General features: G+C 72.0%; 20 protein-coding genes. 7 read left to right on the forward strand and 13 right to left on the reverse strand.

What is annotated here, in order from left to right; all coding sequences use genetic code 11:
• Window positions 1-26: 26 nt before the first annotated feature.
• From OG974_RS09315 to OG974_RS09325, 3 genes are all read right to left on the reverse strand, one after another.
• Complete coding sequence (locus tag OG974_RS09315) at window positions 27-1244, reverse strand: MFS transporter (protein ID WP_327282191.1); 1218 nt, start codon at window positions 1242-1244, stop codon at window positions 27-29.
• 102 nt (window positions 1245-1346) lie between these two features.
• Window positions 1347-2120, reverse strand: coding sequence for an enoyl-CoA hydratase/isomerase family protein (locus OG974_RS09320; RefSeq protein WP_327282192.1), 774 nt, complete (start codon window positions 2118-2120; stop codon window positions 1347-1349).
• Complete coding sequence (locus OG974_RS09325) at window positions 2111-2848, reverse strand: SDR family NAD(P)-dependent oxidoreductase (RefSeq protein WP_371646136.1); 738 nt, start codon at window positions 2846-2848, stop codon at window positions 2111-2113. The genes OG974_RS09320 and OG974_RS09325 overlap by 10 nt, the downstream gene beginning before the upstream one ends.
• A gap of 206 nt (window positions 2849-3054) precedes the next feature.
• On the opposite strand from OG974_RS09325, the gene OG974_RS09330 reads away from it, so the two are divergent.
• Window positions 3055-4158, forward strand: a complete 1104-nt coding sequence (locus OG974_RS09330; protein ID WP_371646138.1) for an IS110 family transposase — start codon at window positions 3055-3057, stop codon at window positions 4156-4158.
• Window positions 4159-4187: 29 nt separating this feature from the next.
• Here the strand turns inward: OG974_RS09330 and OG974_RS09335 are convergent, their stop codons facing one another.
• From OG974_RS09335 to OG974_RS09370, 8 genes are read right to left on the reverse strand one after another with little or no spacing between them, the layout of a single operon-like run.
• Window positions 4188-5171 carry a ketoacyl-ACP synthase III gene (locus OG974_RS09335; protein ID WP_327282195.1) on the reverse strand — a complete coding sequence of 328 codons (984 nt, stop codon included), beginning with the start codon at window positions 5169-5171 and terminating at the stop codon, window positions 4188-4190.
• Window positions 5162-6262, reverse strand: a complete 1101-nt coding sequence (locus tag OG974_RS09340) for a ketoacyl-ACP synthase III family protein (protein ID WP_327282196.1) — start codon at window positions 6260-6262, stop codon at window positions 5162-5164. The genes OG974_RS09335 and OG974_RS09340 overlap by 10 nt, the downstream gene beginning before the upstream one ends.
• 56 nt (window positions 6263-6318) lie before the next feature.
• Complete coding sequence (locus tag OG974_RS09345; RefSeq protein ID WP_266669489.1) at window positions 6319-7443, reverse strand: VOC family protein; 1125 nt, start codon at window positions 7441-7443, stop codon at window positions 6319-6321.
• Window positions 7444-7484: 41 nt separating this feature from the next.
• Window positions 7485-8279, reverse strand: a complete 795-nt coding sequence (locus tag OG974_RS09350) for an SDR family oxidoreductase (RefSeq protein WP_328761976.1) — start codon at window positions 8277-8279, stop codon at window positions 7485-7487.
• Entirely contained in the window at window positions 8269-9378 is a 1110-nt protein-coding gene (locus OG974_RS09355; RefSeq protein ID WP_371646141.1) for a zinc-binding dehydrogenase, read from the reverse strand. The genes OG974_RS09350 and OG974_RS09355 overlap by 11 nt, the downstream gene beginning before the upstream one ends.
• Complete coding sequence (locus OG974_RS09360; protein WP_371646143.1) at window positions 9371-9808, reverse strand: cupin domain-containing protein; 438 nt, start codon at window positions 9806-9808, stop codon at window positions 9371-9373. Before OG974_RS09360 ends, OG974_RS09355 begins: the two co-directional genes overlap by 8 nt.
• Window positions 9805-10530 (reverse strand): cupin domain-containing protein, encoded by a 726-nt coding sequence (locus OG974_RS09365; RefSeq protein WP_266669481.1) that lies wholly within the window; start codon window positions 10528-10530, stop codon window positions 9805-9807. The genes OG974_RS09360 and OG974_RS09365 overlap by 4 nt, the downstream gene beginning before the upstream one ends.
• Window positions 10527-11756: a sedoheptulose 7-phosphate cyclase gene (locus OG974_RS09370; RefSeq protein ID WP_371646145.1), complete on the reverse strand. Its 1230-nt coding sequence runs from the start codon at window positions 11754-11756 to the stop codon at window positions 10527-10529. Before OG974_RS09370 ends, OG974_RS09365 begins: the two co-directional genes overlap by 4 nt.
• Window positions 11757-12098: 342 nt before the next feature.
• On the opposite strand from OG974_RS09370, the gene OG974_RS09375 reads away from it, so the two are divergent.
• From OG974_RS09375 to OG974_RS09390, 4 genes are all read left to right on the forward strand, one after another.
• The gene (locus OG974_RS09375) at window positions 12099-16010 is read left to right on the forward strand and encodes a type I polyketide synthase (RefSeq protein ID WP_371646147.1); all 3912 of its coding nucleotides are present in this window, start codon (window positions 12099-12101) and stop codon (window positions 16008-16010) included.
• A 157-nt stretch (window positions 16011-16167) separates the two neighbouring features.
• A complete protein-coding gene (locus OG974_RS09380; RefSeq protein WP_327282203.1) occupies window positions 16168-16788 on the forward strand; it encodes a TetR/AcrR family transcriptional regulator in 621 nt (206 codons plus the stop codon).
• Window positions 16789-16796: 8 nt separating this feature from the next.
• Window positions 16797-17150 (forward strand): hypothetical protein, encoded by a 354-nt coding sequence (locus OG974_RS09385; protein ID WP_329312928.1) that lies wholly within the window; start codon window positions 16797-16799, stop codon window positions 17148-17150.
• A gap of 99 nt (window positions 17151-17249) precedes the next feature.
• Complete coding sequence (locus OG974_RS09390) at window positions 17250-17576, forward strand: hypothetical protein (RefSeq protein WP_371646948.1); 327 nt, start codon at window positions 17250-17252, stop codon at window positions 17574-17576.
• Between the two features lie 742 nt (window positions 17577-18318).
• Here OG974_RS09390 and OG974_RS09395 read toward each other — a convergent pair.
• Entirely contained in the window at window positions 18319-20583 is a 2265-nt protein-coding gene (locus OG974_RS09395) for a Dyp-type peroxidase (protein WP_371646150.1), read from the reverse strand.
• A gap of 332 nt (window positions 20584-20915) precedes the next feature.
• Between OG974_RS09395 and OG974_RS09400 the strand changes: the two genes are divergently transcribed.
• A complete protein-coding gene (locus tag OG974_RS09400) occupies window positions 20916-22892 on the forward strand; it encodes a galactose oxidase-like domain-containing protein (RefSeq protein ID WP_371646152.1) in 1977 nt (658 codons plus the stop codon).
• A gap of 401 nt (window positions 22893-23293) precedes the next feature.
• Here OG974_RS09400 and OG974_RS09405 read toward each other — a convergent pair whose 3' ends face one another.
• Window positions 23294-23623, reverse strand: coding sequence for a TfoX/Sxy family protein (locus tag OG974_RS09405; RefSeq protein WP_328761985.1), 330 nt, complete (start codon window positions 23621-23623; stop codon window positions 23294-23296).
• A 372-nt stretch (window positions 23624-23995) separates the two neighbouring features.
• Here OG974_RS09405 and OG974_RS09410 point away from each other — a divergent pair, with 372 nt between their 5' ends.
• Window positions 23996-24916, forward strand: coding sequence for a heme A synthase (locus OG974_RS09410; protein ID WP_371646774.1), 921 nt, complete (start codon window positions 23996-23998; stop codon window positions 24914-24916).
• Window positions 24917-25080: the final 164 nt, after the last annotated feature.

Below are 25080 nucleotides of genomic sequence, written 5' to 3' on the forward strand. Positions count from 1 at the left end.
CTTCCTCGGGGTCGGGCTGCGGTGGGTCAGGCTTCGGCGGGCGCGGGGCTCTGCGCCGGCGCCGGGCCGGTGCCCGCACCGGCGGCGCGGCGGTCGGAGCGCAGGGCGTGGACGGCCAGCGGCAGGGCGAGCAGGGAGATGACGGCGGCGACCCAGTTGACGCCGGTGGCGCCGAGGGACGAGCCGATCACGAGGCCGCCGATCCAGGCGCCGAAGGCGTTGGCGAGCTGGAAGGCGGAGATGTTGGCCGAGACGGCCAGGGTGGGGGCCCCGGCCGCGGCGCCGAGCAGGCGGGCCTGCAGGGCGGGGGTGATGGCGAACGCGGCCGCGCCGAAGACGAACACGGCCACGGACACGGCCGCCTTGTTGTGCAGGGTGAGGCCGAGCACGACCAGGGCGAGGGGTAGGGCGACGAGCATGCCGCACAGGGACTTCATCAGGGACCGGTCGGCCAGCCGGCCGCCGATCAGGTTCCCGGCGAGCGAGCCGATGCCGTACACGAGGAGCAGCACCGTGACCGCCGTGCCGGAGAACCCGGTGGTGTCGGTCAGCATGGTCGCCAGATATGTGAAGGCCGTGAAGGCGCCGGTCTGGCCGAGGACGGTGATCGCGATGGCCAGGAGCACCTGGGGCCGGGCGAACACGGACACCTCGGCGCGCAGCGTGGTGGTGTCGGGGGCGACCGCGTCGGCACCGGCGCGGGCCGCCGGGATGAACGCCACGATGAGCAGGGTGCCGACCAGGGCCACGGCGGCGACGGCCCAGAAGGTGGAGCGCCAGCCGAACTCCTCGCCCAGGAGGGTGCCGAGCGGGACGCCGAGCACCGTGGCCAGGTTGAGGCCGGCGGCGACCTGAGCGACGGCGCGGCCCTGCTTCTCGGCGGGCACGGACTGGACGGCGACGACCAGGGCCACGGCGAAGAGGGTCGCGTGGGCCAGGGAGGAGATCACGCGGGCCACCATGAGCACCCCGTAGCCGGGGGCGACGGCGGCCAGGACGTTGCCGAGCGTGAAGACCGTCATGAGCGTGAGCATCAGGGTCTTGCGCTCGACGCGGGTGGTGAGCGCGGTGATGAGGGGTCCGCCGACGACCACGCCCGCGGCGTAGGCGGTGACCAGGAGGCCCGCGCTGGGCACGCTGACCGCGACGTCGGAGGCGACGTTGGGCAGGAGGCCGGCGATGACGTACTCGGCGGTTCCCACCCCGAACACGCAGACGAGCAGGGCGAACAGGGGAAGGGGCACAGCTCTACCTCTCCAGAAGGTTCTTCGGGACGGGGACGGGGACGGGGGTGGAGACAGGGGCGGGGACAGGGACGAGCCGCCGACGGGGGCGCGGGCGCGGGCTCATCTGCCCGCGAAGCGGGCCCGGCCGGGGCCGTGGGCGACGAAGCTGCCCATCCCCAGCTCCCGGTCCTCGGTGCCGAACAGCGCGGCGAACCGCTCCCGCTCGACGGCCAGGCCCTCGTTCAGCCCGGCCGCGCTGCCGTGGTCGATGGCGTACTTCGCCGCCGCCAGGGCGGCCGCCGGCCCCAGGGCGTACGAGCGGGCCCGGCGCAGCGCCGCGGACAGCACCTCGGCGGCCGGGACCACCTCGTCCACCAGGCCGATCCGCAGCGCCTCCTCGGCCGACAGCGCCCGCCCCGAATAGACCATGTCCTTCGCGGCGGCCAGACCGACCAGCCGCGGCAGCCGCTGCGTGCCGCCCGCGCCCGGGATCACGCCGAGCAGGATCTCGGGCAGGCCTAGGCGCGAGTCGTCCGCGCAGACGCGGAAGTCGGCGGTCAGCGCGAGCTCGCACCCGCCGCCCAGAGCCGCGCCGTTGATGGCCGCGATGACCGGCTTCTCGATCCGGGCGACCGCGCTGAACGCCTCCTGGAGCGCGACGGCGTGCTCGTGCATGTCGGCGTGCGTCATGGCGGCCATCTCCTTGATGTCCGCGCCCGCACTGAAGACGGCCGGGCCGCCGTACAGGACCACGGCCCTGACCCGCGGATCGGTGGCCGCCTCGGCGGCGGCCCGGTGCAGCGCCCGTTGGGCCTCGCGGTCCAGCGCGTTGACCGGAGCGCGGTCCAGGCGGAGGGTGGCCACCCCCTCGTCGATGTCGAGCGTCACGCCCACAGCAGGCCCCCGTTGACGCCGAGGATCTCGCCGTTGACGTAGCTGGCGTCCTCGGAGGCCAGGAAGACCGCCGCGCGCGCCGCCTCGCGGGCCTCGCCGGCACGTCCCAGCGCGAAGCGCCTGCTGTACGCCTCCCAGGCCCGCTCGTTGTCGGCCAGCTCCCGGCCCATGCCCTCGTCGAGGATGCCGGGGGCGAGGGAGTTCACCCGTACGCCGCTGCGGCCCAGTTCCATGGCCGCGACCTTCGTGAACATCTCCACGGCCGCCTTCGACGCGGCGTACCCGGCGGTGCCGACGGCGACCCGGCTGCCCATGCACGAGGACACGGTGATCACCGACCCGCCGCTCTCCTTGAGGTAGGGGACGGCGGCCTGCACGGACAGAAAGACCCCGGTGAGGTTGGTGTCGAGCATGGTCTGCCAGTCCCCGGGGTCCAGGGACTCGACCTTGCCGTCGCGGTTGACGCCGGCGTTGGCGACGACGGTGTCGATGTGCCCGAAGTCCTCCGCCACCGTGCGCATCAGCTCCCGCACGGCCTGCGGATCGCTGACGTCGACCTGGACGTAGTGGGTGCGGCCGGGGTACTCCTCCCGCAGCTCCTTGACGTCCCCCTCCGAGCGGGACGCGCACACCACCCGGGCGCCCTCCCGCAGGAACTCGCGGGCGATGGCCAGGCCGAGGCCCTTCGTCCCCCCGGTGATCACCGCCGTCTTCTCTTCGAGCTTCATGGTGTCTCCGTAAGTTGTTGGGCGGCCCGGGAGGGCCGGATGTGGCTGATGGTGTCTTGCCTTCTGTGGCTCCCAAGGAGTGGCCGTCCGGCTCTCCGGGGCGCCCTGGCTGCTGATTGAGATGTGCGCTTCGGTCGCTGATTACGGAGATGACAGCGGCGTGTTCCTCGGGCCAACGGCGAACCGTGCGGAACGAGGAAGGGCGAGTGAGTGAGCGACGGGCCCAGGCGTGGGCCGGCATCGACGCGGGGAAGGGCCACCACTGGGGGGCGGTGGTCGACGTCCACTGGGCGGTGGACATCTCCGGTACGTCCTCCGCGCTGCTGCTGGCCCTGCTCGCGGCCCACGGCCAGCAAGCCGTCTACGTGCCGGGCCGCACGGTCAACCGGATGTCCGGCGCCTACCGCGGCGAGGCGAAGACCGACGCCCGTGACGCCTACGTCATCGCTGAAACCATCCACCACCGCCGGGACTTCGCCGCGACCGACGTGCCAGCTCAGCTCGCGGCAGACCTCGCGTTGCTGACCGCCCACCGCACGGACCTGGTGGCGGACCGGGTACGAATGATCAACCGGCTGCGGGACGTGCTGACCGGCGTCTTTCTTCCTCTGGAACGGGCCTTCGACTACTCGGGGCATAAGGGTGCACTGGTGCTGCTGGCCGGCTACCAGACCCCGGCGGCGATCCGCCGACGTGGCCGGGCCCGGCTCACAGCCTGGCTGGCCAACCGCAGCGTGCGTGGTGCCGACGCGGTGGCGGCGACGGCGCTGGAAGCCGCCCAGGCCCAGCAGACCGCCCTGCCCGGCGAGGACACGGCCGCCCAGATCGTCGCTGACCTGGCCGAGCAGATTCTGGCCCTGGACGACCGGCTCAAGCGGATCGACAAACAGATCCGCGAGACGTTCCGCAGTCACCCGCAGACCGAGATCATTGAGTCCATGCCCGGCATGGGCCCGATACTCGGCGCCGAGTTCATCGTCGCTGCGGGCGACCTCGCCGCTTACGCGGACGCCGGCCATCTCGCCTCCGCGGCTGGGCTCGTGCCGCGTGACTCCGGTCGGCGGACCGGCAACCTGCACCGGCCCAAGCGATACAGCCGCCGCCTGCGACGGGTGTTCTACATGTCCGCGCAGACCAGCATCATCCGCGAAGGACCGAACCGGGAGTTCTACCTCAAGAAACGCGGTGAGGGCTGCAAGCACGTCCAGGCCGTCATCGCCCTGGCCCGTCGGCGAGCCAACGTGTTGGGGGCTCTGCTGCGTGACGGCAGGGTCTTCACCTCCGCCCCGCCGGTCACGCAGCTGGCTTGACTTCGTCATTGAGACTCCTCGGTCGGTGTTCAGTACCAGGTCATGACGGCGGCACCCGCCGTCATCCCGCCGCCCACCCCGGCCAGGAGCACCCGCTCGCCGCGCCGCAGGGGGCTCTTGAGGTGCGAGTCGTGGAGGGTGATCGGTATGGAGGCGGCTCCGGTGTTCCCGTACACCGGGGCCGTCATGGGCACCCGGGCGGGATCGAGGCCGAGTTCGCGGACGCACTGCTCCAGCAGGCGGGTGTTGGCCTGGTGGAAGACCACCCGGTCGATGTCCTTGAGGCCCAGGCCGCTCTCCTGCAGGACCTCGGTGACCAGCTTGGGCAGGGTGGTCAGGACGTAGTCGCGCACACCGCGGCCGTCCATCGTGAAGAGGTGCTCGCCCGCCTCCCACGCCCGGGGGTCGAGTGCCTTCGCGGTACCGCCGGCGGGCACGCCCACCAGCGAGCTGAGGCCGCCGTCGGTGACCAGCCGCACGGCGTGGATGCCGTACCCGTCGGGGACGGGCGCCAGGAGCGCGGCGCCGGCGCCGTCCCCGAACAGGGCGACCGTCTTGCGGTCGCCGCGGTTCATGATGCGCGAGTACATGTCCGCGGCGATCAGCAGCGCCGCGCCGTGGCCGTCCTGCTGCTCCACCAGGGCGCGGGCGACGTTCAGGCCGAACAGGAAGCCCGAGCACACGGCGTTGACGTCGAAGGCGGGGACGCCGTGCAGCCCCAGCTTGTCCTGGGCGATGGCCGCGGTGGCCGGCTGCGGCTGGTCTCCGGTGGAGGTGGCCACCACGATCGTGTCCACGCGCGGCCACGCGGAGCGATCGGCGCCCAGCACGTCGAGGGCGGCGGCCGTCGCCAGGTCGGAGGTGGCCACACCCGGGGCGGCGTAGCGGCGTTCCTCGATTCCGGTGCGCTCGCTGGTCCACTCGCGGCTCGCGCCGCTCCACTCGGCCACCATGGCGTTGTCCACGACGCCGGGCGGCAGGTGGGACCCGGTCCGGACGATTCCTACCGGCATGTTCCGCTCCCCTCACCGGCCGGCGCGTGGCCGGGGTGCGGGGCGTTCTCACGGCCCGACCACGCGGGGGTGTCCAGCACCTCCAGCACGGCGCAGCTCCAGTTGAAGCCGCCGCCGACACCGATGACGACGATGTGCTGACCGGGGCGCAGGGTGCCGCTCTCGGCCAGGTGGTTGAGCCCGGCGAACTGGTCACCGGCTCCCAGGTGGCCCACCCGGCGGGCGAACTCCCAGGTCGTGCGGGAGAAGTCGGACAGCCCGATCGGCTGCAGGACCTGCCGGCGCAGCAACTGCGAGCCGAAGTGCGGGAGTACGACGTGGTCGGCCGCCTCCAGCGCGATGCCGGCCTCGTCCGTGGCCCGGGCGACGGCGGCGTGCAGGCCGACGGCGCCGCGCTTCCACAACTCCTCCTTGGGCATCCGCTCTAGGAACGCCTGGGCCCGCTGGAACAGGTCTATCGGGTGGTCGGCGCCGTTGCGGAAGTCGCCGAAGCCGTCGTTCCCGCGGTGCAGGCCCTCCAGTTCGGGGTCCTGCGTGGTCACCAGGGACCGCAGCCGTGCGAACCCGCCCCGCGTCGACACGGCGACGGCGCTCCCGCCGTCGCCGAAGACGAGGCCGGAGTCGGCCCGCCAGCGGTCGAAGTGGGGCGGCCCCCAGATGTCGGCGCAAGTCACCAGGGCGAGGTTCGCGTCCGGTCGGGCCGCGAGCCGGTCGCAGGCCAACTCCAGAGCGGCCAGGCCGCCGTTGGATCCCGCGCGGACCTCGGCGGCGAACGCCGCGGCGCTGCCCACCTCGCGCTGGACGTAGGAGGTGGGGTTGGCGACGTTGATGCCGTTGTGCTTGAGGACGGAATACAGGAGCACGTCCACCTCGCCCGGCGTGCGCGCGGCGCGCCGCAGGGCCTGGATCGCGGCGGCCGCCGCCATCCCGGGGGTGGAGGCGTCCGGCGGGGCCACGATCAGGTGCAGCTGCTCACTGCGCTCCGCCTCCTCGGGGCTGTAGTCGCCGTCGGCGACGGCCTGCCGGGCCGTGACGTGGTCGGTCGGCAGCCAGGCGCCGGTGCCTGCCAGGTATATGTCGTCCCACCGCATGGGTGTCCCTTTCTGTCGACGGGGTGGCGGGGTGGCCGGATGGCCTTGGTGTCCGGTCAGGGACGGTTCGTCCAGGCCACCGGGCCGCCGTCACAGCGCCGCGCCGGCGTGCCGGCCTCGTACGGCATGGCCCCGTCGGGCATGTTGAGGACCTCCATCGGGATGCCGATGGGCGTACGGAAGTAGACCCAGCGGTCCCCGGCGATGGGGCCGTCGGGGATGGTCTCCGGCTCGCCCAGGATCTCCACGCCGTCCTGCGCCCGGAGGTAGGCGACGGCGGCGTCCACGTCGTCGACGTAGAAGGCGAGGTGGTGGCCGCCCACGTCGCTGTTGCGCGGCGGGTGGGCGGAGGAGCCGGGCACGCCGTAGGAGAAGAGCTCGATGTTGTCCGTCGGGCCCAGGCGCAGCATGGCCTGCTCGATGGTGCCGGCGCCGTGCACGTTCAGCTGGGTGCTCATGACGTCGGCGTCGAGAGGCAGGGGCCCGATCCGGTAGAGCAGCTCCGCGCCCAGGACCTCGGTGAAGAAGGCCACGGAGGCGTCGAGGTCGGCGACGGTGTAGGCGACGTGGTCGACGTTGCGGACGGTGGGGATGCCGCCGGCCGGAGCGCTCTCGTCGCCGTTGTGCCACTGCGCGACCGGGCCGAAGCGGCGCCCGTCGGTCTCCTGGTGGTACGGCATCTCCTGCGGGACGGAGTGGACCTCCATCTGCATGCCCCAGGGGGTGAGGAAGTAGATCCAGCGGTCGCCCGCGTTGGGGGAGCCCTCGGGCATCGTCTGCGGGGTGCCGAGGACGCGTACGCCGGGCCGGCCGCTCAGGTAGGCGACGGCGGCGTCCACGTCGTCGACGTAGAAGGCGAGGTGGTGGCCGCCGACGTCGTTGTTGCGGGGCGGCACGGTGTTCTGCGTGGGGGCCGTGTACTCGAAGAGCTCGATGTTGCTGGTGGGCCCCAGGCGCAGCATGGCGATCTCGGCGGTGGCCCGGGGGTCGACGTCGAGGTGGACGCTCATCCAGTCGTCCTCGCGCACGAGCCGGTCGAGCCGGTAGACGAGCTCGCCGCCGAGGGTGGTGGTGAAGAACTCCACGGCCTGGTCGAGGTCGGGCACGGTGAAGGCGAAGTGGTCCACGCTTCGGGCGGTGGGGATTCCGGTGCGCTGGGATGCCGGAAGCAGGCTGGTCATGGGCAGGTCTTCTTTCTGGGTGGGCGGTGCGGCGGCGCGCGTCACAGGGAGTTGGCGTAGCCCTGGTTGGGGATCGCGGCCATGAGGCTCAGGCCGCCGTCGACGGTGAGCGACACCCCGGTGGTGTAGGCCGCGGCGGGCGAGGCGAGGTGGGTGATGAGGGCGGCTACCTCCCGGGGCCGGCCGGGGCGGCCGGCCGGGATGGCGGGGCGCTTCACGTCGGCGGCGTCGGTGTGCTCGGGGACGCCGTTCATGGGGGTGGCGGTCTCTCCCGGGGCCACCGAGTTGACGGTGATGCCGTGTTCGGCGAGCTCCAGGGCCATCACCTTGGTCACCGCTCCGAGGGCGGCCTTGGCGGCGCAGTAGGCGCTGCCGCCGCGGATGGGTATGTGCTCGTGCACGGAGGTGACGTTGATGATGCGTCCGCCCCGGCCCGCGGCGACCATGGACGCCGCTGCCGCCTGGGCGCAGAGGAAGGGGCCGGTCAGATCGACGTCCAGGAGCCGCTGCCAGCCCTCGGCGTCCTCCTCCAGGGCGTCCGCGCGGCGGTTGACGCCGGCGTTGTTGACGAAGACGTCGATCCCGCCCAGCTCCTCGGCGGTGCGGCGGACCGTCTCGGCCGCGGCCCGGGGGTCGCCCAGGTCGAGCCGGACGAGCGTGGCCCCGGCACCGGGGGGCATGGCGTCCGCGGTACGACGGGCGCCCTCCGCGTCGGCGCGGTAGCCGACGACGACGTGGTGGCCCGCCTCGGCGAGGGCGACGGCCGTCGCGCGGCCGATGCCGGAGCTGGCGCCGGTGACGAAGGCGGTGCTGCGGCGGGTGTTCTCAGTGGTCATGGTCGTCCTCGTGGGCCGGGGCGGAGGGGTCGACCCGGAGCAGGATCTTCGGGCGGGCGCCGCGACCCTCCTCCAGGAGGCGGAAGGCCTGGTCCGCGTCCGAGGCGGGCAGCACCCGGTTGATCAGGGGGTCGGCGCGCAGCACGCCGCGGGCGAACAGGCCGAGGGTGTCGTCGTAGTGGTCGAGCCCGTGCCGGATGCCGAGCAGGGAGATCCCGTCGAGCGTGATGCGGGCGGCGTCCATCTCCGGCACCGGCGCGTGGGCCACACCGATGGCGGCGACGCGGCCGCCCGGTTCGACGAGCCGCAGGGCGGTCGTGAAGCCGGCCGGGGCCCCGGAGGCCTCGACGACCAGGGAGTACGCGCCCGGCTCCGCCCGGTCGGGCAGCAGTCCGCGGCGGGCCCCGAGCCCGGTCGCCAGCTCCACGCCCGCCGGGTCCACCCCGACGGCGTCGACGTACGAGGCCAGGTGGGCGCCGAGTTGGACGGCGAGCAGGCCGATGCTCCCGGTGCCGACGACGGCGACCCGGTCGCTCTCGCGGCAGCCGGCGCGCCGGAAGGCCTCGACCACGGTGACCGCGGGCTCCACCAGCGCGGCGGACCGGGCGTCGACCGCGGCGGGGACCGGGACCAGCGAGGAGGCCGGCACCCGGACGTACTCGGCCGCCGCGCCCTGGAGGCCGTACAGCCCGACCTCCCGCATGTGCGGGCACAGGTTGCGCCGCCCGCCGCGGCAGTGGGCGCAGCTCTCGCAGGGGACCATGGTCTGGCCGACCACGGTCTGCCCGGGGGCGACACCGGAACCGGGCGGGGCGGCGACGACGGTGCCGCTCCACTCGTGGCCGACGACGTGCGGGTGGGTGGCGCGGCCGTCGAGGACGTAACTCGCCGTGCCGTGCAGGAGTTCGAGGTCCGTCCCGCACAGTCCGGCGTAGGCGACGCGGACGAGGGCGTGGCCGGCGAGCGGCCTGGGGATCGGGACCCGGACGGTCTCGACGGTCCGGTGCGCGACGACGGCGACGGCCCGCATGGACCCCTGGGGCCAGGCGCCGTTGACCGGGTCGTCGGCGGCCGGGGCGAGTGCGGCCGGACTAGTCATGGAGGATCTCCGGTGTACGAGGGGGGAGTTGGGCGGCGCGCTCGTCGGGGAGCGTCGCCACGAGCAGCAGCGTCGCCGTCTCGGCGCCGGCCCTGATGTGGGGGCGGGTGCCGGCCGGGCTGAGCATCAGCTGGCCGGCGTGCAGCGTCCAGGGCGGGGAGTCGCACTCGTCGACCGTGACCGTCCCGGACAGGACGAACCACGCCTCGTCGACCCCCGCTCGGCCGAGGTGCTCCACGCCGACGTGCGGCGGCAGGACCAGCTGGTCGACGGCCTCGCACTCGCTATGCAGCATGCCGCGCCGGGCCAGACAGCGCCTGAGGACGGAGCCGGTGCCGGTGCCCCCGCCGGTGGCGGTGCCGGAGCCGGTGTCGGAACCGCCGCCCGGCCCGGTCACCCGGGCGTGGGCCGCGGCGGGAGAGACGATCATCGGTCCTTCCCCCGGGCGTGCGGGACGTCCATCTCGGCGTGGAAGAGCTGGAGTCCGCCCTCGGCGGCTTCGATCCGGACCTCGCCGCCGAGCGGCAGGGTCAGGGCGGTGCCGGGGGTGAGCTCGACCCGGGCGCCCGGCCCGTCGGCGACGCCCTCGCCGTCGATCGTGAACAGGACGTGCTCGCTGTGCCGCGATGTGAGCGTCCGGCTGCCGCCCTCGTCGAGGGTCAGGATGCGGATGGTGGACAAGGGGCCGTCGAACGCCTCGGAAGGATCGACGCGCAGCACCTCGTCGAGCTGGTAGACCCGGCTGCGGGGCATGTGTCCTCCAGGAGGGAAGGGGGTGGTGTCCCGGGTGAGGACGGCGTGCGTCGCCGGCGTGGACATCTCCACGACCAGCCAGGCGAGTTCCCCGTCGCCGACGTTGCGCAGCGCGTGGGTGCTGCCGGCGCGGGTGAGGGCCAGGGTGCCGGGGCGCACCGGGTGGGCGGTGTCGTCGAGGAGGAACTCCCCCCGGCCGGAGAGGACGAAGTAGATCTCCTCGGTACGGGTGTGCCGGTGGGCCCCGCTGACGGCGCCGGGCGGCAGGCAGGCCCACTCCACCGCCTCCCAGGAGCCGGCCGTGCCGGTGCGGCGTGCGAGGCACTTCCAGTACGTGAGGCCCTCCGCGCCGTGCACGCCGTGGACGTGCGAGGCCTGCGAGGTGTCGGCGACGATCACAGGGCGCTCCGCAGGGCCAGGTCCCGCTCGCGCAGTTCCTCCAGCGCCCCGCGCACCTCCGGTGCGGTGAGGTCGTTGACGAAGCAGGCCTGGCCGATCCCGATCGGCAGCGGCAGCCGCTGCTGTCCGTCGCGGTGCCGGACGGTGTCGGCGAGGGCCCGCTCCATGGCCGCGGGCGTGCAGGCGGGGTGCCATACGGGCAGCCCCAAGTCGTCCATGACCGCGAGCACGCGCTGGGCCTCGTCGTCGTCGACCAGTCCGCGGCGGCGGGCGAGGACGGTGGTGAAGGCCATGTCCACGCAGACGGCCTCGCCGTGCAGCAGCTCGGGCAGGGCCTCCATCTCGATCACCGGCGAGAAGGAGTGGCCGTAGTCGACCAGGCGCTGGAGCTGGTGCTCCCAGAGGTTGGGCTGCAGCTCCTCCAGCATGCCGTGCACCGCGCGGCACAGGACGTCCTCGGCCACGCGGCGGTCCGAGGGGTCGTCGCCGGGCTGGAGCCGGCTGCTGAGCAGGGCCTTGCTGTGGGCGGCGAGCAGCTCGAAGAGCGTCCGGTCCTTGACGAGGGCGATCTTGAGGATCTCGGCCAGCCCGTTGGAGATGTGGCGCTGGTCGAGGGTGGACAGGAACATCGGGTCCAGGAGCGCCACCGAGGAGGGGTGGTAGGTGCCCAGACGGTTCTTGTGGCGCCCGTAGTTGACGCCCGTCTTGGCGCCGACGCCGGCGTCGACGAGGCCGATGAGCGTGGTCGGCACGCGCACGTAGGGGGTGGAGCGCCGGTAGAGGCTGGCGGCGAGGCCAACGATGTCCATCAGGACGCCGCCGCCGATGGCGACGACGGGCTCGTGGCGGCGCGCGATGCCGAAGCCGTCCATGGACTCCACGACCCGGAAGGCCGACTCCATGGTCTTGAGCTGCTCGTGGGCGGGCAGGACGCAGGTCTCGGTGTCCAGGCCGCGCGCCGCGAAGTAGGCCGCTATGCGGTCGCCGTAGAGGCGCTGCACCTGTTCCTCGACCACCAGCAGGCGCCGCGAACCGGTGGTCCCGGCGGCGTTCCCGGCCTCGGCGAGGGCGGGGTTGGCGGGGTCGAGGAGGCCGTTCTCGAAACGCACCTCGTACGTGACCGGTTTCGCGGTGCTGACCGTCCACGAGCGCGTGGGTGTGCCGTTGGTGAAAAGTCCGTTGCCCGAAGGGCCGGAAATGGTGTGCCTCGGCATGGTCGCCGCCATTCAGTACTCCTCGTCAGGTCTCCGAACGGAAGGAGGGAGTGAGGAAGCGGAGTGTGTGTGGTGCACGGCGATCCCCCGATCTCTGCCCCCGGATCCGTGGCCTCGTTCCAGCCAGCCATCGTGATCTCGGAAGCAACTATAGACGGCAAGACAAGTTTTGACGCAAGTACAAATTCTCTGTGACCTGGGACACAAGTAGCCAGAGCTGTCCAACTTCGCTGCAATCGCGGGGATTTGGCGTGCATAGTCGTTAGCTCAAAATTGATCTCAAGTGTATTTTTGGTCGGGCATCTGCGGTGGAGGCAGGTGCACGATCGCGCCATCAGGACTAGGGGTGGGGAAATGCCTGAGGAATTCCGAAACGTGGACTCGGCCGTCGCCGTCATCGGCATGGGATGCCGGTTCCCACAGGCGGACGGCATCGACGAGTTATGGCAGAACATGCTCGACAACACCGACTCGATCACACCGGTCCCGCCCGACCGCTTCGACGCCGGACGGTTCTACGATCCGGTCCCGCGCACGCCCGGGAAGACCGTCAGCCGCCACGGCGGATTCCTCGCCGACGCCTTCGGGTTCGACGCCGCCTTCTTCGGCATCGCACCGGTGGAGGCCAAGACGATGGACCCCCAGCAGCGGCTGCTCCTGCACGTCGTCTGGGAGGCCCTGGAAGACGCCGGCATCGTCCCCTCGTCCCTCGCGGGAAGCCGTACGGGCGTCTTCGTCGGACAGGCCACCGCCGAGTACGGGGAGGCGCACGCCACCGCCGACGTGCACGGCGCGGCCGGCAGCCGCATCCGCGGCGTGACCGCCGGACGGCTCAGCTACTGCCTGGACCTGCGCGGACCCAGCCTCGTCCTCGACACCGCCTGCTCCTCGTCCCTGGTCGCCGTGCACAGCGCCCGCCAGAGCCTGCTCACGGGCGAGAGCGACCTGGCCGTCGTCGGCGGGGCCAATCTCGTCCTGACCCCGGACGACGCCATCGCCTACTCGCAAGGGGGCATGCTGGCGCCCGGCGGCCGCTGCCGCTTCGGCGACGCCGACGGGGACGGGTTCGTCCGCAGCGACGGCATCGGCGCCGTGATCCTCAAGCGCCTCGGCGACGCCGTCAAGGACAACGACCCGGTGCTCGGCGTCATCAGAGGCAGCGCCGTCACGCACGAGGGGCAGGGGGACGGCCTGCTCCTGCGCCCCTCCGTGGCCGGCCAGCGCGCCATGCTGCGGGAGGCGTTGCGGTCCGCGGGCATCGGCGCGGACCGCCTCGACTACGTCGAGGCGCACGGCACCGGGACCACGGTGGGCGACGCCGTGGAACTGCGCGCCCTGATCGAGGAGCGGGCCCGGCACGGCGCCGCGGCCGGACCCCTGCGCGTCGGCTCCGTCAAGAGCAACATCGGGCACGCCGAGGCGGCGGCGGGCATGGCCGGCCTGATCAAGGCCCTGCTCGTCCTGCGGCACCGGACCATCCCAGCGACGCTGCACGTCACCCGGCCGAACCCGCAGGTGGCCGCGAGCGCCGGGGCGGTGCGGCTGGTGACGGAGAACGAACCGCTCGCACCCGCCGGGGACGCGGCCCTCATCGGCATCAGCTCCTTCGGCATCGGCGGCACCAACGCCCATGTCGTCCTCGGCGAGTACGTGCCCGAGCCCCGCCCGGCGACGGCGCCGCGGCCCGCGCCCGCCGGGCCCGAGCTCCTGGTGCTGTCGGCCCGCTCCGCGGACTCGCTGCGCAGGACGGCCCTGTCCTACGCCGCCTTCCTGCGGCCCGGCGGAAAGGGGCATGGCACCCCCCTCGACGCGATCTGCGCCGCGGCCGCGACCCGCAGGGAGGCGCACCCCCACCGGCTGTGGGCCGTGGGCGACACCCACGCGGACCTCGCCGACCGCCTCGAACGGCTGGCCCGCGGGGAGGAGCCCGCCGGCGCCGGCACCGGAAAGGCCCCGAGCGGCCCCGCCAAGCGCACGGTGTTCGTCTTCCCCGGGCAGGGCTCCCAGTGGGCGGGCATGGGCCGGGGCCTGCTCGCCGCCTCACCCGCCTTCCGCGCCGCCCTGGAGGAGTGCGACCGCGCCGTCCGGGAGGAACTGGGCTGGTCCGTACGGGAACTCCTCGAAGCCCCCGCCGAGTCCTTCCCCGCCGAGGTCGAGGTGGTCCAGCCCGTCCTGTGGGCCATGGAGATCGCCCTGGCGGCGGCCTGGGCCGAGCGCGGTGTGACACCCGACGTCTGCGTCGGGCACAGCATGGGCGAGACCGCCGCCGCCCACGTCGCCGGAGCCCTGACCCTGGCCGACGCGGCGGCGGTGATCTGCCGCCGGAGCCGGCTGATGCGGCGCCTGGTGGGACGCGGGTCGATGCTGGCGGTCGAACTCGGCGCCGAGCAGGCCGCGGAGGCCGTCGCGCCCTACGGCGACCGGGTGTGCGTGGCGGCGGAGAACGCGCCCACCGCCACCGTGCTCTCCGGAGACAGCGCCGTCCTGGACGCCGTCGCGCGGGAGTTGGACGCCCGCGGGGTCCTGGCCCGCCGGGTCAAGGTCAACGTCGCCTCGCACAGCCCCCTCACCGACGAGCTCCGGGCGGACCTGGTCGACGCGCTGGCGGCGCTCGATCCCACGCCCGTGTCGAGGACGATGGTCTCCACCGTCACCGGCGGGCCCGTCGACGGCTCCGAGCTCGACGGCCCGTACTGGGCGCGGAACCTGCGGGACAAGGTCCGCTTCACCGAAGCGGTCGGGGCCGCGGGGAGCGCGGACGACAGCGTCTTCGTCGAAGTGAGTCCGCATCCGCTGCTCACGCACGGCGTGGAGGAGACCCTGGGCGCCGCGGGTACCGCCGTGGAGTCGCTCCGGCGCGACCAGGACGAGGCCACCGCCCTGGCGCGCTCCGTCGGACGGCTCTTCGCGGCCGGCGGCCGGGTGGACTGGGAGCGGTACCACGGCGGCGTCCCCGAGGCCGTCGCCCTGCCCGGCTACCCCTGGCAGAGCATCGCGCTGCGGCTGGCTCCGCGCGAGGACGCCGCCACCGCTGCGGCGCCGGTCCACGTCCGCGAGACGAGCCTCGCGGACCGGACCGATCCGGCCGCCTGGGGCGAGGCCATCAGCGTGCACGGCTTCGCCCCCGTCCCCCCGATGGTCTACGCCGACGCCCTGCTCGGCGCCGCACACGAACTGCGCCCCGGCGCCGCCTGGTCGCTGCACCGGGTCCGCCTGGGCGGGACGCCGGTGGAGGCCTCCGACGCCGACCTCGTGCGCCTGAGGCTGACCATGCGCCCCGACCAGGCCGGCTGGCGGTGCACCGTCCACGCCCTGCACCCCCGGTTCGCCGAGCCCGTGCTGTGCATGACGGCCGACGTGCGCGAGGGAGGCGCCGCCGAGCTGCGGCAGGGCGGCGACGCGGTGCTGGACCGGGCCCTCGCCTCCTGCCGCCGCTACGTGTCGCAGGCCCGGTTCGAGGAGCACCTGGCGCGCCTGGGCTTCGCGGTGGACGCGCCGTTCCTGGCGGTCGAACGCTCCTGGAGCCGGGACGGCATGACCCTGAGCCGCATGCGCCGCCCGCAGGTGGCCACGCCGGCCGGCTGGGAGTCCGTACTCCTGCCGCTCCTGGCGGCGCTGCCGGCGGCACGCTTCGGGGCGCGGCACACCTACGCCGCCGTCGGCTTCGACTCCGTCGAGCTCGCGGCCGAACTGCCCGAGCGCTTCTGGAGCCTGGCGACGACCGGGGCGGCTTCGGGTGCCCCGGTCGCCGCCGGTGCCTCCGGTGCCTCGGTGCGCGGCCACGTGCTGGTGCTGGGGGACGACGGGCGGGTCGTGGCGCGGATCAAGGGGATCACCCTGCGCAGGTCCGCCCTCGGCGGGCCGACGGGCCTGGACCGGATACCCGCCCTGGCAGCGCAGGTCCGCGAGCGCCTGACCGGGGGCCGGCGGCGCACGCCGGAGCAGTCCGCCCCGGCGGCCGCGCCCGACCAGCCCGCGTACGACCGCCCCGTGCACGGCGACCCCGCGCACGGCGACCAGGGGGCGGTGGCGCCGGCGGGGGTCGACCTGCCGGCGCTCGCGGCGTCCGTGCTGGGCATGGACAGCCACGAGGTGGACCTCGACCGCTCGCTGCGGGACCAGGGGCTGGACTCCCTCATGGCCTCCCGGCTGCGCCAGCACCTGGCCTCCCGGCACGACCTGCGGGTATCGGTCAGCCGTCTGCTGGGGGAGGAGAGCGCGGGCGCTCTGACGCGGGAGTTCGCGCAGGTCGGCGGCCAGGAGTGAGCCGGGACGGGCGGGGTGGTTTCGGCCATGGTGAAAGTTTGGACTATGGTATAAGTTTTGCGGGCCTGTGAGACACGCCGACGTCGCAGGCGGGAGCCTCCGGCAGCGCGTCCTGCGAGGCCTCCCCGGGTCAAACCCGCGAAATCATGGAGTCAGTGTGGACAACCAACCCGTCAGCCGCCGCGCGCGCAACAAGCAGCGCGTTCACGACCGCCTCTACAGCTCCGCGCTGGCCCTGATCACGGAGAAGGGGTACGACCACGCGTCCGTCGACGAGATCGCCGAACGCGCCGACGTCGCCCGGGGGACCTTCTTCAACTACTTCCAGCGCAAGGAAGACCTGATCTTCGCCTGGGCGGAGCAGCGCAGGGAGCGGATCCAGGTCGAGGTCACCGAGTCCATGCCGCCCAGCTGCCCCAGCGCCCTGTCGCAGCTGGCGCAGTGCATGCAGGTCCTCGGCCGGATCAACGACGCCGAGAGCGAGCTGACCGTGGCCATGCTGACCGCCTGGGTCAAGGCCGGGCGCCCCCTGCACGAGGACCCGCACCTCGCCGACATCTTCGCGAAGATCGTGGAGCACGGGCACGCCACGGGTGAGTTCTCGGCCGACTTCTCCGCGGAGCGCGTGGGCCACGCCCTGCGCGACCTCTACCTCGGGGCGCTGTACGAATGGGCGCGCGCCACCCCCGAGACCCGCCGCGCCCCGCTGGAGCACCGGCTCCAGGAGATCCTCGCGCTGCTGGTCCGGGGCATCGCGGCCACCCCCGTGAAGGCGTAGAGGGTGTCTTGCCCCGTACCCCTCACGCGGTCCCGCCGCGTGCCCGGTCGTGGATCCGCTGCCAGACCACGTCGCGCGTCACCGGCAGCTCCGTGAACGCCGACGCCTTCGTCGCGGCACGGATCGCCGACGGGGCGGACCACCTCAAGATCTTCATCGAGGACGGAACCGCGATCGGCACACCGATGCCTGTCCTGTCCCCCGAGACGATCCGCGCGTTGGTGCGGGCCGCACACGAGCGCGGGCTGCGTACCGCCGCCCACACCCTCACCCGCCGCTCGGCCCGCCTCGCGATCGACTGCGGTGTCGACGGCCTCGCCCACGCCCCCGCCGACGGGCTCTCCGACGACGCCCTCGCGTAAGACGCTGCGGCTCGGGGCATGTTCGTCGTACCTACGCTGACCTCGCTGACCGGTACCACCGACAGCCCGGCCGAGTACGCCCTCGTGGACGACCCATGATTGCGGCCCTACGCCGACCCGCAGTGGCTCAAGGAGATCGAGCGCATGCGGACCGAAGGCCCGGGCGAGGGCGAGGTGCGGGTGGGGCCGGTCTCGGTCGTCGCCCGGTACCCGGCCGACGTCGCGCTGCGGATGTTCCGGACCGGGGTCCCGTTGCTGGCCGGCACCGACGGCACGGGCGGCGCCGGCCACCCCACCACGCACGGCATCAGCTACCACGGCGAACTGGCCCTCCTCGTGGGCGCCGGACTCACCCCGGCCCAGGCCCTCACCCCGCGACCGGCACCCCGCCGGTGTACGAGATCGCGAACCGGAACAGCGGTCTGATCCTGCGAGTCGACACCAACGCCCCCACAGCGATCAAGCAGCACAGGGCGGAGGGCGACCACCGGGAACGGCAGTGGCAGCTGCTCCCCGTCTGACGCACAAGGGGGCAGGAGCGACCTCCCCCTGACCGTGCCTGACCAGCCTTCCGTTATGCGTGAGCGGACGGTGGAACACGAGCCATCAGGCTGGGTGGTGCTGACCTGCTCGAACAGCACCACCCAACGGGCCGACCGGGGCGGATCAACTCCGCCCCGATGTAGCCGCAGCACGGTCGCGCCCCCACCCTGCGCAGGCAGAGCCGCATGTCCATCAGCAGACCGGGAGCCTCCGCTGCTGACAGCCGCTCGTCACGCCGTTGACACGCTGAAGCCCCAGGGAGGCCGGAGCCGCATTGCAGCCCGGAGTGACGCGTTGCCGCCATCCCGAGGATGGACCAAGATCCGGACCATTCACGGACCAGCCACCGGCCAACTCCGCTAAAGATGAGCGTCTTTGCTGGTCAGCTGAGGTGCCATCCGTGTACCACCAGCAGATGCTGAGCCTCTCACGATCCCAAAGACCCGGCGGCGACACCGTTCGCCATCAGCCGCCGGTGCGGCCCGACTGCCTGGCCGGAACACGCCGAGACCGCACCCGCCTCTCCGGTCCCGCCACGGCCGGGCCCCCGGGGGCGGCCACCACGCGGGGAGGCGGTGGCCGACGGTCGAGCGGCCGCTCCCGAGGACCAAGGGCAAGGCGTCCGTCAGCCCGTCAGGGACTTCCACATGGTCAGGGGTCGGTCCTCGACCGTGATCTGGTCCTCGTGGCCGCTGCCGTCGCGGATCACGATGATCCGGTACTGGTCCTGGTGGAACACCCAGAACAGACTCATGCCGTTGATCCGCTGCATGTCCGGGACCGCGAGAAATTCGTCGACCCGTGTGATCCCGGTCAGTGATCGCCACAGGTCGAGCCCTCGGTCGCCGCGTTCGAGGGCGTCCTGGTGCATCCTGCCGTCGGCGACCGAGATGAGCCGGTAGACCTGACGACCCATGAGGGTGTGGAAGACCCAGTAGTGGCTCTTGCCGTTCACCCGCTGCATGTCGGGCACCGGCAGGAAGGCGTCCACCCTTTCGATGCCGCTGAACGAGGTCCAAGCGGAGAGCGAACGGTCCGGCAGGTCGGTCCCGGCCGCCTGCTCGGGAGGGAGCCCGGACTCGGCGCCGTCGGCGATCCAGATCCGCCGGTAGACCTGCCGGCCCTCGACGGTGTGGAACAGCCAGAACCGGCTGCGGCCATTGATCCGCTGTTCGTCCGGGACAGGTAGGACCGCGTCGACCTTCGTCACTCCGACATAGCACGGCCACATGGTCAGCGGCCGGTCGGGGCGCTCGATGACGTCCGTGTGCTCGTCCCCGTCGGCGATGGAGACGGTCCGGCAGACGCCGCTGTCGCTGCCCGCCCCATACGCCCAGTACCAGCTCTTGCCCTTGTCCCGTTGCATGTCGGGGATGGGCAGGAAGGCGTCGGTTGGCCGGACGACCGCGGGCGGCTTGTCGGTGAGCCGGCCGTCACCGAGCAGCGGCAGCAGGGTCAGCGAGGGAGCGAAGGCGTAGACGGACCCCTCGGTGAAGACGAACTGGCTCAGGCTCAGCTGCGTGGTCTTGCCGGGGGTCTCGTAGCTGAGCTTGCCGGCGGCGCCGACCATTCCGTCGGGGCCGGGCTTGTTGGTCCGGTTGGGTGGAAAGTCCGGGCTGTCGATCCACGCCTTCTGGATGAACTCGAACTGCTGCACAAGGTCCGACTGGTAGCAGACGAACAGCAGGCCGCGCTTCTCGTCCGGCCCTCCGGGGCCCTCCGAGGCGGGGTCGAAGGGCGCGCCGTACGGGGCGCCGCGGCGGATGATCCGGCGGCGGTCCATCACCGGGTTCTCGTCGAACGGCCGGTCGCCGGGCTTCTCCTGCAGGCCGTCCCGGGGGTTGGTCTTGCGCAGGTGCGAAAAGAGCGGGGTGATGAAGCCCTCGGGGTCGTTGCGATAGCCGAAGTCGTTGTCCTCCCCGGCCAGCGCGCTGGAGGGCCGGTCGGCATTCGGGCACGTGGCGACGGGAGTGCCGGACCGCCACCGGCCGACGAGGCGGGCCGCCAGCCACTCCGTGGTGGCCTCGGGCGGCACCACCTTGGCCTCTTTGAGCGCCTTCAGCTGCCCGGCGACCTGGAACCAGAAACCGGGGACGTCCTGGCCGAGCCGGCGCACCACCTGGAAGCTTCCGTTGTCAGCCCAGTCGGGCGTCTCGTGCGGCATGCCACCCACCCGGTCGTGCCCGACGACGAACTCGCCGGGCGGGATCAGCCGGGTGCCGTGATGGCCCTTGACGTACTCGGGTTTGACGGGGTCCGGCTCGTCGAAGCCGATGACACCGGGCTCGCTGACGCCATCCTTGAAACCGAAGTGCTCCTTCCCCCTCCGGCTGCCGGTCAGGGTGGCGGCGTCCTGCTGGAACACGATCACGATCTTGGCCGCGGCACACGTCTCGCGCTGCTGTCTGACCGTCGCCTGGAGGTCCTGAACGGTGTCCGAGGCGACGGTGAGCACGGCGTGGACGACCTGGCCCTTGCCGTTGCCGAAGAGCCACATCTCCGGCGAGCTGTCGCCGGTGTCCCCGAGCGCCCGCTTGTCCGAGCCCTGCTTGAAGGCCTCAAGTCCGCTGCCGGGCTTCACGGAGGGCAGCGGGTCCTTGCCGGTCAGCTGCAGTAGGCCCTCGTAGGTGAAACTGACGTTGATCCAGGTGGCCTTCAGCGCCTTCGGATCGTCGCCGGCCGAGGCCTTCCTGGCCTTGCTGAAGGCGGCGTTGAAGACGGCCACCTGCCGCGTCGTGGAGATCTGCGGTTCCAACGCCTTGACCCAGGTGCGCGCCCGCGCCGCGTCCTCGAATTTGAGGAACAGCAAGGCCATCTGGTCCTTCTTGAAGCCGGCGATCACATCGCCCTGGATGTCGTCGCTCTCACGCAGCTTGAGATCGTCCACCATGCTCTCTCCAGAAGATCGACACCTCCACGCCGATACCGCGCAGAGTAATCAACAACGTATGCGGCACTCGCACACCCTCCCACCCTCCGACTGGCCGATTACGCCGCCCGCCTCCCATTCACGCCCCGAATGCACTGGTAGGGGGCGTGCAGAAACCTTTGGGTTGGTCGGAGTCACCCGCGTGCACGCCTCGGGGTGACAGTCGACCGGCGCGCCTCAACACTAAATCTCGTCACTGTGCGTGATCATGTGGCAGTCCTGGCGCAGCCCGTGTCAGCCGACGTGTCCCCCAGTCGGAGCGCTGTGCCTTCCTTTCGCCAGCAAGGAGTCCCATGTCCCGCAGCAGTCCGCGCCTACCCGCCCGCCGGAGACTCGCCACGGCGATCTCCGTCTGCGCCGCCACCGCGATGGCTGTGTCCATGGCCCTGGCTTCGGCAGGCCCCGTACTCGCCCACACCGGTCACGGAGACGAGGGCGATGCCGTCCCGTACGGCCCCGCCTCCCGGGCGGCGAGCGCACCGGTCACCGTCGACCCGGAGGAAGCCGCGACACTCGGCAAGGAACATGCCGAGGCGCACGCCCGCACCCGAACGGCCATGGCCGGCATCGGCGAGTACCCGCAGACCACCCGTACGGAGCGGCTCAAGGCGCTGACCGCCTCCCAAGAGAAGGCCAACGCGTCCTTTGACGCCGCCGAGTTCGGCCGGTTCCGGGAGTACTTCCAATCCCCGGACTTCGCGGCCCACATCGCGCTGCTGCCCACCGGCAAGGTCCTGCTGTTCTCCTTCGAGCGGATCGAGGTCAACCCGCAGAAGGAGCCCGCCCCCACCGACACCATCGGCAAGGAGAACGCCGGCCGCGCCTGGATCTGGGACCCCGCCAAGGGAACCGGCTCCGAAGCGTTCACCGAGAAGAAGCCGCCGGTCGTCAACATGCCCGACGGCAAGAACGAACCCCGCCCGGCCCCGTTCTTCTGTGCCGGCCACTCCTACCTGCCCAACGGCATGCTCGGCGTCTTCGGCGGGAACCTCGGCGGCAACGGAGGCAGCGGAGCCAAGCTGTCCCTGGTCTTCGACCCCTGGGCGGAGGAGTGGTACCTGAACAAGGACATGTCCGTCGGCCGGTGGTACCCGAGCGTGGTCACCGGCGCCGACGGACGCCAGGTGATCATGTCCGGCCAGTCGGAGCTCGGCTGGGGCACCCCCACCCCGGTCGTCGAGCGCTTCCCCGCCGCGACCCAACAGGTGCCCTTCGACAAGTCGGTCAAGCCGATCGGCTGGGGAGTGGACCAGCTCAAGACCGAAGCCCCCTTCAAGTGGGACTATCCGCAGTTGTTCTCACTGCGTGACGGCAAGATCTACGGACTCGGCCGTTCCGTGGACCAGCAATGGCTCTTCGACACCCTCGCCGACACCAAGACCGACCTGCCGAACCGCCCGGACATCAACAAGGACAAGCCGGGCCCGGACGGCGGGCAGTGGAGGCGCAACTACGGCTCCGCGGTCCCCCTGCCGGCCGGTTTCAGAGGCCCCGACTCGGTCCTGGTCCTCGGCGGCGACCGCAACGACCCGAACACCTACCGTCTCGCCGGCGGCAAGTGGAACACCGAGAAGCCCCGCGCCTTCGGGCGTACCCAGGACGACACTCTGCTGCTGCCGAACGGCAACCTGCTCACCGTCAACGGTGCCTTCGATATCCGCGACTACGGCAACGGGCCGTACAACCCCAACGCCGACCTCAAGTACCGCCAGGTCGAACTGCGCGACGAGAACGGCGACTGGAAGCTCGGCCCCGTCCAGCGGCTTCCGCGCGGCTACCACTCCAACGCCGTGGTCCTCCCGGACGGCCGAGTCATGGTCACGGGCGACGAGCTCCAGCAGCTCGCCAACGACCCCGACATCACCGACAACAACAACGGCAGCATCGAGATCTACGAGCCCGCCTATCTCCACCAGGGCAGCCGCCCCTCGCTCGGCCTGATCTTCAACCCCAGCGTCGCCTACAACGAGAAGATCACGGTCAGCACCAGCACGCCCAACGACGTCACCCGCGCCGTCCTACTGGCCCCGACCACCGCCACCCACTCGATCAACACCAGCCAGCGTCACCTCGAACTACGCATCAAGAGCCGCGGCGGCAACTTCCTGGAGCTCCAGGCCCCACCGACCGCCGCCTCGGCCCCGCCCGGCTACTACATGCTCTTCCTCCTCAACGAGGAAGGCGCACCGAGCAAGGCGGGCTGGATCCAGCTCAAGCCCCCGACGGTCGCCGCGGGTGCCACCGCCACGAAGGCGAAGGCCGGCGGCTGACACCCGCCGGCACCTCCGGACGAGCCCCCAGCCTGGTCACGGGACACGGCTGGGGGCACTCCACGCGTACCGCTCACGTGAGCCCAGCTGCCCCTCCCCGCTGAGCTCGTCCTCGACCACGCCACACGGTGAACGTCGTGCGCCGGTACGCCGACGACGAGGCAGCGCCCCGAACGAGCGGCTGCGAGCGTACGGCTCCCGTAGGCGGTCCACCGGGCGATCACTGAGATCAGCCTCGCGCCAAGGCCAATGCACCGCAGAACCGGACCATGTCCACTGGCCACCGCTGCAGGAGAACCCGCCGATGGCGATGAAGCGGCCGGAGGCGGTGTTCTCGCCGGTGACCCGGGTGCGGTACGAGCCGCCGGACTCGAAGCGCGCCCCGGCTCCGGCGGCACCGGCTACTTCGGCGCGAGGGTGTCGACGAAATCGATCGACGCCGTCACCCAGTGCCGCAGGACGGAGTCCTCCGCGAGAGCGGGGCCCGAGACCGTCACCCAGCCGCGCATCGGTCGGCCGCTGAAGTCCATGGGCCGGGCTTCGGGCCGGGCGAGCGCCTCCTCGGTCCGTTCCGCGCCCACCCGCGCGATGAGCTCGTCGCCGACCACGCCCACGCTCATGTTGCCGCCCTTCAGGAAGGACAGCCCGCCGAACATCCGCTTTTCGGTGATGTCCGGCCGTTCGCCGAGCTGCCCCCTGATCCGCTGGGCCAAGCCCTCGTCGTACGTCATGTGCCCACCTTCCCCCAGGGGGCCGTGATCTGCCCGCGCGCTGGGCGCGGGCAGGCTGGTGCGGTTCGTTCCGCGCTTCCCCGCGGTCGAGTCGACGGCTTCCTGTGGTCAGCGGTGCGCCCCGCACCCTCGCCGGAGATCCCGCCGAGTTCGACAGCGGGGCGCTCGCTCCGTTCCGTTTGCGACGCCCCGTCAAGTGCGGGTAAACGCGCGGCGTACGCTGGGGCTCCGCGCCACAGATCGTAAAAGCAAAATAAAGGAAGGCTGATCGTGCGTACTCCCCTCTCATGGCTCGCCGGCAGGTACTCACTCGGAGCGAGAAGCGTCAGACTGGCCGCGCTGGGTTCGGTCGTGGCGAGTATCGCGATCATCGTGACCGGTGGAATCGTCCGCGTCACCGGCTCCGGTCTCGGCTGCACGGATTGGCCCATGTGTACGGGAGAGACACTGGCCCCCACTGCGGAAATGGGGGTGCACGGCGCCATCGAATTCGGAAACCGGCTCTTGACCGGAGCGCTGTGCGCGGTGGTGGGCTGGGTCATCATTACCGCGCGCCTCCAGGAAAAGCCGATGCCCGCCGTGCTGCGCGGAGGATGGGCGCAGTTCTGGATCGTCGTACTGAATGCGGTCGTCGGCGGAGTGACCGTATGGATGCGGCTGAGCCCGTACATCGTCGCCGCGCACTTCCTCGCCGCCACGCTGCTGCTCACCGCCGCGGTGTACACCTGGCACGCGGCGTATGCCGATGCCGACGCTGGTGCGGATGCCGATGCCGGCGCCGACGGCACTGGGCACGGCGCGGGCGGCGAGGGTGGCCGGTCCGGCGCGCGGATCCGGTCGCTGTCGACGGCCCTGGTCGCGGTGACGGCCCTGTTGGTCCTCGTGGGCACGCTCGCCACCGGTTCCGGACCGCACGCGGGTGACTCCTCCGACGTGGCGCGCATGCCCTTCAACTGGACGGCCGTGACCATCGTCCACGGCGTGCTGGCCGGGGCGGTCCTGGTCCTGGCCGGAGCCCTGCTGTCCGCGCTGCCCAAGGACGGCTTCGGCGTCGCGCGCCGCAAGGCGGTCGCCTTCCTGGCCGTACTCCTGGGCCAGGGGCTCGTGGGGCTGGTGCAGTCGGTGACGGCCCTGCCCTCGCTCCTCGTGATGCTCCACCTGCTGGGCTCGGCGCTCGTTTGGACCGGAGTGCTCCAGGTCCACTTCACAGTCAAGAGGGCCTGTTCCAGCCATTCGGGTCCACTCAGCGGTGCACCGCTGCCGCGGGCGCAGGGCGCCGCGACGCACGCCTGATCCACCGGGAGACCAGTGCACACGCCACGCATTCGACAATCGGAGTTCGATATTCCATTTCGCCCGGGCCGTGGTTTTCGGCCATAACGGGCGACGGTATCAAAAAAACGTTCTCGCGAATCCCCACCCCCGCTTGTTAGGTTGAAGATGAATCGAACGGAAGG

Origin of the sequence: Streptomyces sp. NBC_00597 (assembly GCF_041431095.1) — a bacterium.
GTDB lineage: Bacteria > Actinomycetota > Actinomycetes > Streptomycetales > Streptomycetaceae > Streptomyces.

What these genes read in the sequence shown, in the direction of transcription:
- OG974_RS09345 (WP_266669489.1), bottom strand. Translation starts at nt 7,443, where the DNA reads ATGACCAGCCTGCTTCCGGCATCCCAGCGCACCGGAATCCCCACCGCC.
- OG974_RS09360 (WP_371646143.1), bottom strand. Translation starts at nt 9,808, where the DNA reads ATGATCGTCTCTCCCGCCGCGGCCCACGCCCGGGTGACCGGGCCGGGC.
- OG974_RS09395 (WP_371646150.1), bottom strand. Translation starts at nt 20,583, where the DNA reads ATGGTGGACGATCTCAAGCTGCGTGAGAGCGACGACATCCAGGGCGAT.
- OG974_RS09350 (WP_328761976.1), bottom strand. Translation starts at nt 8,279, where the DNA reads ATGACCACTGAGAACACCCGCCGCAGCACCGCCTTCGTCACCGGCGCC.
- OG974_RS09405 (WP_328761985.1), bottom strand. Translation starts at nt 23,623, where the DNA reads ATGACGTACGACGAGGGCTTGGCCCAGCGGATCAGGGGGCAGCTCGGC.
- OG974_RS09340 (WP_327282196.1), bottom strand. Translation starts at nt 6,262, where the DNA reads ATGCGGTGGGACGACATATACCTGGCAGGCACCGGCGCCTGGCTGCCG.
- OG974_RS09355 (WP_371646141.1), bottom strand. Translation starts at nt 9,378, where the DNA reads ATGACTAGTCCGGCCGCACTCGCCCCGGCCGCCGACGACCCGGTCAAC.
- OG974_RS09375 (WP_371646147.1), top strand. Translation starts at nt 12,099, where the DNA reads ATGCCTGAGGAATTCCGAAACGTGGACTCGGCCGTCGCCGTCATCGGC.
- OG974_RS09370 (WP_371646145.1), bottom strand. Translation starts at nt 11,756, where the DNA reads ATGGCGGCGACCATGCCGAGGCACACCATTTCCGGCCCTTCGGGCAAC.
- OG974_RS09335 (WP_327282195.1), bottom strand. Translation starts at nt 5,171, where the DNA reads ATGCCGGTAGGAATCGTCCGGACCGGGTCCCACCTGCCGCCCGGCGTC.
- OG974_RS09325 (WP_371646136.1), bottom strand. Translation starts at nt 2,848, where the DNA reads ATGAAGCTCGAAGAGAAGACGGCGGTGATCACCGGGGGGACGAAGGGC.
- OG974_RS09400 (WP_371646152.1), top strand. Translation starts at nt 20,916, where the DNA reads ATGTCCCGCAGCAGTCCGCGCCTACCCGCCCGCCGGAGACTCGCCACG.